Raw genomic sequence first — 11,265 nt, forward strand, 5'->3', positions numbered from 1 at the left:
TCATGCGCAACAAAACGGCCCGGCTCTAATCCCAGCTGGTGGAAAGCTGGGGGTCACGTCACAACGCCTTTCATGAAGAACGCCGTACCTTGGCTGCCGGTCCCTTCCCAATGCTCGATGAGCCAAACGGCCCGCTCCCGAATCTCGTGAGCGGTAGGTAGGATCTCTAGTTGCAAAGCTGGGAAAGCCTTGTTGAAACGCGATGCCGTGCTGCGAAAAACGGGATCTGAGGCGCCCTTAATGTGGCCTAGCCACGCGACCTTGCCCTGCAGATGTTTGCCGAGCCCCGACTTACCGCGGTGGGAGGAAAGGAACTTGGCCTCTGCCGCAACAACGCCGAGTGTCTCGACCGAATAAAGCGCAGCCCGCAGATTTCGAACAAACCGACGATCGACGTTTAACGCTTCGTTGATTCGTATGCCCGTTACGGTCCGACGTGAGTGTCGATCCGCATAGTGGGCCTTGTCCTGATTCACAACAAAGCCGTTTGCATTGAAGATCTGCCGAAGTCTCGTGTTGAGTAGGTCTGGAGCGAAGTGTCCAGGCGACGGAGGGTATGACTCGAAAATGCCGACCAGAGGTTGGTAGCTGGAAAAGCTTATATCGTCCGCATATCGGGTGAAGATACAACGCGTGCTTTTGGCAAACTCTAAAAGTTCTTTGTCGAGCCGAAAGCAGATCATGTTTGAAAGGATCGGACTGCTCGGCGCGCCCTGAGGAAGGCAGCCATTCAAGCAGCACAACGCAGCGATTGCCTCAGCGACGCTGCGATCGATACCCAGAGATATCAGCACACCAACCACGCGATTATGTGTAATCGAGGGGAAAAATCATGCAAATCCAAATTAACGATGAACTTACTACCCAGATGTGATTGCGCGTTGGTCTTAACTGACCTGTCCGCCACGAACCCGTGAACTGGGTTGCGACGACGATACAATGGCGTCAGTAAATCAGCGATCTTTCTCTGGACAATCTTTAGTCGCCGGTCAGGCGCATTGATTTTCCTGGCCTTCCCGGATTTCTTATTAATGTTGAACGTGTGGTACATCCGCTTGGTGTACCACTTTACAACCTTCAGTTCGGCCAGGTTCATACCAAGATACGAAAGCAGGTCGGCTCGGGTTACTAGCTCGGGCGGCAGTTTGGCACGAATGACAGGTCCAAAAACTCGAGCCGGGCGTTTCACGGGGTCTCCCTTCCAATCACGCCATGGTCATCCGACAATCTGTGGCGCGCACGATGTGTGCTGACATTTACTCTTACGCCGCAGTTACTACAGCGCGTATGCGAGGGGAGACCCTCGGCGACGTCGAATAGCAAAACCGATACAGCAACGGAACAACCCTTTGAAAATTTTTCACCTTGGGGCGAACCGGATTCCGTGAAGCACTGCATCACGCTAGCCTTGAGGAAACCGCTGGCAGAGATCGCGTAAAAGGCAACCAACACCCGTTCGAGGGTGGGTGACTGCTAGTGTTTGGGCAAATTGGTCCAGGTTGCCGCAAGCTGCTGCGAACGGTTAGTCGCGTCGACTGCAGAGGACATTAATTCCCGTTCGTCGATAGACGACCAGCCGGCGCGATGTACGCTTGCGGCTGAACGGATGACGTTGACACATCCGAATGTCGGCTATCCCATATGGTCTGAGCCCCGCAATCTCCTCCAGATTTGAGTAGAGTCCGGCCCACGGAAGGAGTCGGACGGGATGAAGCGTAGCAGGTTCAGCGAAGAGCAGATCATCGCGATATTGAAGGAGCAGGAGGCTGGGTTGCCGACGGCGGATGTATGCCGCCGTCACGGTGTCAGCAGCGCGACCTTTTACAAGTGGAAGGCCAAGTTTGGCGGCCTTGAGGTGTCGGAGGCGAAGCGCCTGCGGCAGCTCGAGGACGAGAACGCAAAGCTGAAGAAGCTGCTGGCTGAGGCGATGCTGGACAACGCGATGCTCAAGGAGATCACCGCAAAAAAATGGTAGCGCCCGCTGCCAGGCGGGAAGCGGTGGCTCACCTTGAGCAGGTGTTCGAGGTGAGCCAGCGGCGGGCGTGTGATGTGCTGGGCGTGGACCGGACGATGGTGCGGTATCGCAGCCGGCGAGGCGATGATGGGGCGATCCGGGAGCGGATGCGTGGCCTGGCGGCGGAGCGCCGCCGGTTTGGCTATCGCCGCTTGCACTGGCTGCTGGGCCGCGAGGGCGTGATAATCAACCACAAGAAGTTCCGGCGGCTGTACCGCGAGGAACGCCTGCAGGTGCGGCGCCGCGGCGGCCGCAAGCGGGCGCTGGGCACGCGGGCGCCGATGACGATCCCGCAGGGACGCAACCAGCGCTGGTCGCTCGACTTCGTGTCGGATGCGCTTGCCTGTGGTCGTCGGTTCCGCATTTTCGCGGTGGTCGACGACTTCACCCGCGAGTGTGTCCGGCTCATCGCCGACACCTCGATCTCGGGCCTGCGAGTTGCGCGGGAGTTGGACTGGGCCATTGCCGAACGGTCCCGTCCAGCATTGATCGTCAGTGACAACGGCACCGAGCTGACCAGCATGGCGATCCTGCGCTGGTCCAAGGAGCGCAACGTCGAGTGGCACTACATCGCGCCGGGCAAGCCGCAGCAGAACGGGTTTATCGAGAGCTTCAACGCCCGCTTGCGTGACGAGTGCCTGAACGAAACCATCTTCACCAGCCTGGCCCAGGCCCGGTCGGTGCTTGCTGTCTGGCGGCACGATTACAACCATCACCGGCCGCACTCGAGCCTGGGCAACATGACCCCAGCGGAGATGGTGGCCAAATCAATCGGCAAACCGGGTTGGGGGTTAACCCCCAACCCGGTTGTCATCACGCCCGCACAAGGGCATCAATCGGGCCGTCGGCTCTACTCATAGGTGGAGGAACGTCGGGGCTCAGACCACATATCTTAGCCGTGAAGCCGCCGTTCCGGTCCGTCCCATTATCCGGCATACTGTTTACGGTAGCACGCGACCAGGCCTCGCCGTGCAAGCTTCAAGAGGCAAGGGTGCGTGGACGACTGGTTTCGATAACGACGCCTTGGCTCCAACAATCGGCTCTGAGGGTGTCATCTCCAAAGTGAGAGCGGGAGGAAATCCTTTCGAGTTCCCTGAACCCGAAAGGATTTCCCATGTGTCCCAACGCACTGGAGCCCGCAGCGTATGTAAGCCAGCTTGCAGAAGCTTCGCTCCGTTTAATTCCGCATCTGTCCGCCGGCGAAAAACTCGGCAGACGGATTGTCAATCAGGCCATGGAGGAGGCAACCGGCTGCACTTCGGCCTCGGGAGCCTGGTCTCAGCGGGACAGCTTCCAGATGCTGGAAATGGCTGTGCTTTGCTGGCTCGCCGGGCAATCGATCCCCTCATCGGCCGATCAGGCACTCCTATTGCTGCACAATCTCGAAGCGCGTCTGCCAACCCAGACCGTTCGCAGCGAGGAGCAGGTTGAGCATCAGCATTTCTCAACACCGTTGAGCCTGGCTTGGCTGGCGGCCCACTTGGCAGACATCCAACCTGAAGATGTGGTGCTCGAACCCAGCGCGGGCACTGGAATGCTGGCTGTCTGGGCCAGACATGCTGCTAGCCTCCACCTCAACGAAATCGATCCAGTCCGCCGGGAAATCCTGCGCCACTTGTTCCCCGATGCGACCGTGACCGACCATGATGCCGCCCGCATCGGGGCTCATCTGATCCAGCGGCCCAGTGTGGTGATGATGAACCCGCCCTTCGCCCGCAATGCTGCTGGACTTGAGGATCCGACAACGGCTGCACGCCACCTTGCTGCTGCACTTGGCGTTCTGAAGCCTGAAGGGCGTCTCGTTGCCATCATGCCCGACAGCTTCCAACCCCACGGCCGCGCGGAACTGTTCCAGCGCGCGCTGCAGGGTGCGAGTGTGGCGTTCCATGCCCGGCTTGAGGGCGCCTTTACCAAACAAGGCACCGCCATCTCTGTGCGTCTGCTGGTGATCGACAAGTTTGCTGGGTCCATCAACACGACTGTCATCAACCGGGCCACTGTTGCCGATCTGGTGCCCTTCCTGTCCAAGGTTCCACCGCGCCGACGGGTCGCAACTGAGTTGGCGCTCGTGGCCGCACCTCCAGTTTCGCCTGCCAAAACCACGTCCACCTTACTAAGAGGGATTCGCTCAGCCGTAACGGAACTGGCCGCAGCAGCGTCGCGCGGCGATGCCACCGGCGCCACACCGCTTGCCTATACCCTTCGCGACACCATCGCCGATGCCGAGCAGGCGGTAGGCGTCTACGTCGCCTATCGGCCCCAACGCCTCATCTTCGAGAATGCGGCTGACCATCCGACCCAGTTGGTGGAATCGGCGGCCATGGCCTCGGTGGCGCTGCCAGTACCAAGCTACGTCCCCCAGCTTCCTGCCAAAGTGATCCGTGACCGTGTTCTGAGCCGCGCCCAGCTTGAAACGCTGGTCCACGCGCTCGATGCGACCTCGTCCGATCTTCCCGGCTGCTATCGCGTGCCGGAGCGCGGCTTTGAACTGGTGCCTGATGCCGATGGTGCCATTTACCGTCGCGGCTTCTTCCTCGGCGATGGCACGGGTGCTGGCAAAGGCCGGCAACTCGCCTCGATCCTGATGGATCAATGGCTGCGCGGTCACCGCCGCCATCTCTGGATTAGCGAGAGCAATGCTCTGATCGAGGATGCCCGCCGCGACTGGCAAGCGTTGGGAGGCATCGCGCTCGACATCCAGCCCCTTTCCAAGATCAAGCCCGAGGCTAGGATCAGGCAGGCTGATGGCATCCTCTTCGCCTCCTATGCCACGTTGCGCAGCGGCACTGGCGAGAAGACCCGCCTTCAGCAATTGCTGGAATGGCTGACGCCGGATTTCGACGGCGTGATCCTGTTCGACGAGGCCCATGCCATGGGCGGTGTCGCTGGTGGTGAAGGTCGCTTCGGCGCCACCAAAGGCTCGCAGCAAGGCATCGTCGGTGTAGAATTGCAGAACCGCCTGCCGCGCGCCCGCGTGATCTACGCTTCGGCCACAGGGGCCTCGGACGTGAATAATCTTGCCTATGCCACGCGGCTTGGCCTGTGGGGTGAAGGCACTGCCTTTCCAGACCGTAGCTCGTTCATCGCCCGCATTCGCGAAGGTGGCATCGCCGCGATGGAACTGGTCGCCCGCGAATTGAAGGCGATGGGCGTCTATACAGCCCGCGCGCTTTCCTATGCCGGCGTCGAGTATGACATCCTCGAACATGCGCTGACCCCGCGCCAGATCGCGGACTTCGATGCCTATGCCGATGCCTGGGCGATCATCCACCGCAACCTTGAGGCTGCGCTGGGCGCATCGGGGGTCACCGATCCGCTCGAGGGCAAGACCCTCAATGGTCAGGCGCTGTCGGCGGCGCGCTCGCGCTTCGAGAGTTCGAAGCAGCGTTTCTTTGGTCAGCTCCTGCTGTCGATGAAGCTGCCCTCGCTGCTCCCCGCCATAGAGGATGCGCTGGCCACCGAGCACAGCGTGGTCATCCAACTGGTCTCGACAGCCGAGGCCTTGCTCGATCGGCGCCTGGCCGACCTCTCCGCCGAGGATCGCGCCGAGATCCAGCTCGATCTTTCGCCCCGCGAGATCGTGGCGGACTATCTCGACAATGCGTTCCCGACCCGCGCCATGGAAAGCTACTGGGATGAGGATGGCAATGAACGCTCGCGCCCGATGCTCGATGAGGCGGGCAATCCGGTGCATTCGCAGGAGGCCTTGCGGATCAAGGCCGAAACGCTGGAACTGCTGGGCGCGCTGCCGCCGATCGTCCCCGCGCTCGATGCCATCATCTCGCGCTTCGGCACGGATGCGGTGGCTGAAATCACGGGCCGCACCCGCCGCTTGGTGACCTTGCACGACGGCAGCCAGCGGCTTGAATCGCGCACCGCCAACCAGTCGCTGGCCGATGCCAACGCCTTCATGAGCGGTGCCAAGCGCATCCTCGTCTTCTCGGATGCCGGTGGCACTGGGCGTTCCTACCACGCCAGCCTTGATGCCAAGAACCAGCAGCGCCGGATGCACTTCCTGCTGGAGCCGGGCTGGCGCGCCGACCGCGCCATCCAGGGACTTGGCCGGACCAATCGCACCCATCAGGCCTCGGCGCCAGTCTTTCGTCCGGTCACCACCGATTGCCGCGGTGAACGGCGCTTCATCTCGACCATCGCCCGCCGCCTCGATGCGCTTGGCGCGCTGACACGCGGTCAGCGCCAGACGGGCGGTCAAAACCTGTTCGATCCTGCTGACAATCTCGAGAGCGATTACGCCCGCGAGGCCCTGACGCGCTGGTACCACCTGCTGCACCAGGGCAAGCTCACCAGCATTGGCTTTGCCGATTTCTGCGAGCGCACGGGCCTCCAGCTTGAGCAGGAGGGCTGCCTCACCGACAATCTCCCGCCGATCCAACGCTGGCTCAACCGTATTCTGGCGCTGCCGATCGCACTCCAGAACGCTGTCTTCGACGAATTCCTGGGGCTGGTTGAGGCGCGGATCGATGCGGCGCGCAAGGCAGGCACTTTCGATGCCGGCGTCGAGACCTTGGTGGCCGACAAGCTGACCATCATTGAGGAGCGGATCCTGCGCGAGGATACCAATGGCGCCTCGACCCTGCTTCTGACCCTCGAGGCGCAGTGGGCGCCTAAATTCACCCCGCTTGCCGAGATCGTGAAGCGCATCGGCCCCAAGACCCGACTGCTGCGCAATGGCCGCTCGTCGCGCGTGGCGGTGCTTATGCCAGATCGCACGCGCCTGATGGACGATGGCACGCCGGTGGCCAGTTTCACGCTGCACCGGCCTGGTGGGCGAAGCTGGCTCACCGCTGACGAACTCGCCGAGAGCCACTGGAATGATTGCGAGCGTGAGGTTTTCGAGCAGGCCTGGCAGTTTGAGGCCGACGATCTGGCGGCCAAACCCTATACCGAGCGCTTCTATCTCGCGACCGGCCGCCTGCTGCCGATCTGGAACCTGCTGGGCGATGAGGCGCAGGTGCGCCGTCTTGTCACCCAGGATGGTCGATCCTTGCTGGGACGCATTGTGCCCGCCGAGGCGGTCAACATGCTGCTCGACAAGCTGGGCATCGGTGATCGGATTGCGCTGTCGCCTGAGCAACTGGTCGATGCGGCGCTCGGCGGCAAGGTTGTGCCCATCGATGCCTTGTCCGGCATCAGCCTCAAGCGTTCCCGGGTCAATGGCGAGCAGCGGCTTGAGGTCATCGGCTTTGATCCGCGAGGGCTGCCTTCCTGGAAGGCAAAGGGCTGTTTCACCGAGATCATCGCCTATCAGACCCGTCTGTTCATGCCGGTGAACGGCGCTCGGGAAATCGTGCAGGCGCTGGCGGCGTAGTCGCCCATTCTTCCTTCGGTAGGGCAGGGGGGTGTCAATTGACAAAATTTGCCAATCTTTGCTATTTGAAGGCTCGGAGGTTCCCATGGCCACGATGAACATCTCACTGCCCGATCCTATGAAGCAGTGGGTGGAAGCTCAAGCTGACACCGGTCGGTACAGCAATGCCAGCGACTATGTGCGCGATCTTATCCGCCGTGATCAGGAGCGCGCAGATAAGGTTGCCGCCATGCAGCGCCTTGTCGACGAGGCTCGTGCTAGCGGTCTCAGCGAAGAGACGATGGCTGACATCCGGGCGCGTGCGATCAGTCAGGCTGGCTTACAAGCCTGACCGTGCCACGCTTCCGCTTAACGCACGCCGCTGCCGACGATCTAGCAGCCATTTTTCTTGAAGGCATTGAGCAGTTCGGCCTGCCTCAGGCTGATGCCTATCATGAAGGGCTGGGCGCGATCTTCGCGTTTCTGGCGGGCTATCCGCATGCCGCGCGCTTGCGAGAGGAAATTTCGCCGCCTGTCCGCGCATATCCCTACAAGGCCCATCTGGTGATTTATGATGTGGGGGGTGACGACGAGGTCATCATTCTGCGCGTCCGGCATGGGCGAGAGGACTGGATGTCCTCGACTTACGACGGGTAGTCGTCGCAGGATAGGCGCAGGCCACCTGAGAGAAAAGGGGAAAGCCATGGGGGCGAGGCCCCCTGGAGGCGAAAGCGTCTCCATGATCCGGGCCTCTCGACCCAAGCGCGGGAGACCCTATCATGCAGTCCACCACCCTGACGCACGCCAAGCTGCGCCTGTCCGAGAGCAATGTTCGCAAGGCCAATGGCGACTCGGGCCTTGAGGCCCTGGCCGCCAGCATCGCCGAGCACGGCCTGTTGCAGCCGCTGATCGTCAGCCCCTCTGCGGGCAAGAAGACCCTTTACGATGTCCACGCCGGTGGCCGCCGCTGGCGCGCGATCGGCCTACTGATCGAGCGCGGCATGCTGCCGAAGGATTACGCGATCGACGTGCGCCTTTGCGAGAGCGAGGACGCCGCTGCGCGCGAGATCAGCCTTGCGGAAAACCTGATCCGCGAGGCCATGACGCCTGCGGATGAGGCGCGGGCCTATCGCGACATCGTCGATAGCGGCGCTGATGCCGAAGCTGTGGCGCGTCGCTTCGGCGTCACCGTTCGCCATGTGCAAGGCCGCCTGCGCCTTGCTGATCTGGCCGAGCCGATCTTCGCGGCGCTGGCCGCTGGAGACATCACGCTCGATGTCGCCATGGCCTATGGCTCAACCGGCGACCGCGAGCGGCAGGCAGCAGCGTGGGAACGCTTGTCGACGAGTTGGCAGGCCGACAGTCCGCAGGCAATCCGCCGCGCGATTGCTGAGGAAAGCCTCTCGGCCGATCACCCCATCGCGCGCTTTCTCGGTGAGGCCGAGTATGTCGCTTGCGGTGGCCGGATCGAGCGCGATCTTTTCGCCGCCGAGGGCGAAGGCCGGTGGCTCGATGGCGATCTCGCCATGGACCTCGCCGCCAAGAAGCTGGCGCATGAGGCTGAAGTCGCCGAACTCGGTTCCAAGCTCGCCTGGGTGAAGCCCACGTTGGCGACTCATGTTACCTATGACGAGACCAAGGACCTCCATGCTTATTGGCCGCGTCGCGCTGAACCCAGCGCCGAAGCACTGGCCCGTATGGACGAAATCTCCGACCGGATGACCGAGATCGCCGAGATCCTCGACGCGCCGGATGACGGCGATGATGTCGAAGCGCTGGAGGCGGAATACAATTCGCTCGACACCGAGCATGATCGGCTTGCCGACACCGAACTGCTGATCCCAGAAGAGGACAAGCCCAACGTCGGCACCTTCCTCGTGCTGGGCAAGGATGGTCAGCCGCGCCTGCTCGAAACCTATTACACCTCGGCCAAGCCCGCTCGGCGGCCATCTGCATCGGGCGAACCCATGGGCGGGGCCGAGATCGATGGCGAGGAGCCCGCGCCTACGGCCAGTCTGCCGCACTCGCTCGAAGAGCAGATGGCCAAGGACCGCCGCGACGTGCTTGCGCTTCATATCGCCCATGATCCGGCGCTGGCGCTTGATCTGGCGATTTTCAGCCTGGCGCGCGACCATGCCGGGCATTTCGGCTACTCCGACACCGGCTGCACCATTCGCATCACCGACCGCAACGAGCCATCGGGCCTGACCGGCATTCCGGCCAGCGCGGCAGTGACCGAACTCGAACAGCAGCGCGCCAGCCTGCCCAATGACTGGGCCAGCGAAGAGGACAGCTTCGCGTCCTTCCTCGCCTTCCGGTCGCTGGACGATGGCGTGAAGGCGGGCTGGCTCGCCTATGCTGTCAGCCAGAGCCTCAAGGCGAGCCTTGCCAGGGGCACACACGCCTGCACCTTCCAGAGCCGCCTTGGAGCCGAGATCGGCATCGACATGGCCCAGCACTGGCGGCCGGGTGCCGAGAACTTCTTCGACCGCATCAAGAAGGCGCAGATTCTCAGCATCCTCGGGCAATTCGATCCCGAAATCGCCCTGCGCTATGCGGCGGCGAAGAAGTCCGAACTGGCCACCGCTGCCGCGCGCCTGTGTTCGGGCGACACGATCATCGAGCCGGAGATCAAGGCCAAGGCGCTCGCATGGGTTCCTGATGCGATGCGCTTTGACGGCGTTGCGGGTGATCTGATCGACAGCGGGATGGCCCTCGACGACAGGTATGAGGATGCCGGGGACGTTCCGCTCGACGCGGCCAATCAGAACGATGCCGACGCCCCGCTCAACCAAGCGGCCTGACCCTCAACCTCGAACAGCCACCGAACCGATCCTCCTTCCGCGCCAGAGCGGGAGGAGGATGGCGCAACTGCGAGCACAGTTCGGATCAGGAGGAGACCATCCCATGAAGCCCCGTCACGATATTTACGCCACCGTCACCGCCCAGCTTGTCGCCGCGATTGAATCGGGCGCAGGCGAATGGCGGATGCCCTGGCACCATTCCGGCGCGCCGGTCATGCGCCCGACCAGCGTGGCTGGCCGGCGCTATTCCGGCATCAACCGGCTTGTCCTCTGGGCGACGGCCGATGGCTGCGGCTACGCCTCGGGCATCTGGGCGACCTATCAGCAGTGGCGCGCCCATGGCGGCCAGGTACGCAAGGGTGAGATCGGCACCCATGTCATCCTCTGGAAGAAGGTCGAGCGCGGCGATGCCGCCGTGGAGGCGGGCGACGAAGGCGATAGCCGCGCCCGCTTCTTCGCGCGCAGCTTTGTCGTCTTCAACCGCGATCAGGTGGACGGCGCCGAAGAAGCCGCAGAGAAGGAAGTCGCGCCCATCAGCACCTCGGTCGCCGATGCGTTGGCTTTCCTCGAAGGGCTTGGCGTCCTGGTCGAATATGGCCTGCACGATGCCTATTACCGCCCCGACATCGACAAGGTCTTCATGCCCGAGCGCACGGCTTTCGACCATGACCTCGACCTTGTGTCCACACTCGCACATGAGGTCACCCACGCGAGTGGACATGTGGACAGGTTAGCTCGTGAGACGCTGCGCGACTATCACAAGGAACGCAGCATTCGCGCGCGCGAGGAACTAGTCGCCGAACTCGGCGCCAGCTACCTGATGGCCGATCTGGGCCTTGCCTATACGCCGCGGCCTGATCATGCCGCCTACCTTGCCAGTTGGCTGGGGGCTTTGCGCCACGACCCCAAGGCGATCTTCAACGCCGCAGCGCAAGCGCAGGCCGCCGCCGACTGGATCCACGCGGCGCACAAAGCTGCGATTGCGCCGATGGCGATTGCGGCATGAGACGGGCCACAGCGCCCGCGCGCCTCTGGCCCGATGGCGCGCAGGTTGCTTGTCGCCCATTGTCAGGCATTCTGACGTGCTCCCCTGAAATGTGACCGCCCGATGGTAGAGTCCGACCACGAAGGAGTCGGAC

8 protein-coding genes are annotated in these 11,265 nt (G+C 62.5%); 6 read left to right on the forward strand and 2 right to left on the reverse strand.

Going from position 1 to position 11,265, the window contains the following annotated elements; all coding sequences use genetic code 11:
* Nucleotides 1-53 precede the first annotated feature (53 nt).
* Both IE191_RS20615 and IE191_RS21215 read right to left on the reverse strand, forming a co-directional pair.
* A complete protein-coding gene (locus tag IE191_RS20615) occupies nucleotides 54-803 on the reverse strand; it encodes a reverse transcriptase family protein (RefSeq protein WP_229815733.1) in 750 nt (249 codons plus the stop codon).
* Nucleotides 788-1,189 (reverse strand): RNA-dependent RNA polymerase family protein, encoded by a 402-nt coding sequence (locus tag IE191_RS21215; RefSeq protein WP_229815734.1) that lies wholly within the window; start codon nucleotides 1,187-1,189, stop codon nucleotides 788-790. Before IE191_RS21215 ends, IE191_RS20615 begins: the two co-directional genes overlap by 16 nt.
* Before the next feature lie 519 nt (nucleotides 1,190-1,708).
* Here IE191_RS21215 and IE191_RS20620 point away from each other — a divergent pair.
* From IE191_RS20620 to IE191_RS20645, 6 genes are all read left to right on the forward strand, one after another.
* A protein-coding gene (locus IE191_RS20620; protein WP_229815735.1) for an IS3 family transposase occupies nucleotides 1,709-2,874 on the forward strand; the annotation gives its coding sequence in 2 pieces (ribosomal slippage) (nucleotides 1,709-1,961 and nucleotides 1,961-2,874; 1,167 coding nt in all).
* A gap of 254 nt (nucleotides 2,875-3,128) precedes the next feature.
* Nucleotides 3,129-7,343 (forward strand): strawberry notch family protein, encoded by a 4,215-nt coding sequence (locus tag IE191_RS20625; protein ID WP_229815736.1) that lies wholly within the window; start codon nucleotides 3,129-3,131, stop codon nucleotides 7,341-7,343.
* Nucleotides 7,344-7,428: 85 nt separating this feature from the next.
* Nucleotides 7,429-7,674, forward strand: a complete 246-nt coding sequence (locus IE191_RS20630) for a type II toxin-antitoxin system ParD family antitoxin (RefSeq protein ID WP_191326318.1) — start codon at nucleotides 7,429-7,431, stop codon at nucleotides 7,672-7,674.
* A 2-nt stretch (nucleotides 7,675-7,676) separates the two neighbouring features.
* On the forward strand, nucleotides 7,677-7,979 hold the full coding sequence (locus IE191_RS20635; RefSeq protein WP_191326319.1) for a type II toxin-antitoxin system RelE/ParE family toxin: 303 nt from the start codon (nucleotides 7,677-7,679) through the stop codon (nucleotides 7,977-7,979).
* A gap of 122 nt (nucleotides 7,980-8,101) precedes the next feature.
* Nucleotides 8,102-10,126, forward strand: a complete 2,025-nt coding sequence (locus IE191_RS20640; protein ID WP_191326320.1) for a ParB/RepB/Spo0J family partition protein — start codon at nucleotides 8,102-8,104, stop codon at nucleotides 10,124-10,126.
* 103 nt (nucleotides 10,127-10,229) lie between these two features.
* Nucleotides 10,230-11,132 (forward strand): ArdC family protein, encoded by a 903-nt coding sequence (locus tag IE191_RS20645; protein ID WP_191326321.1) that lies wholly within the window; start codon nucleotides 10,230-10,232, stop codon nucleotides 11,130-11,132.
* Nucleotides 11,133-11,265 lie beyond the last annotated feature (133 nt).

Source organism: Novosphingobium pokkalii (assembly GCF_014652855.1).
In the GTDB taxonomy this organism is placed as follows: domain Bacteria; phylum Pseudomonadota; class Alphaproteobacteria; order Sphingomonadales; family Sphingomonadaceae; genus Novosphingobium; species Novosphingobium pokkalii.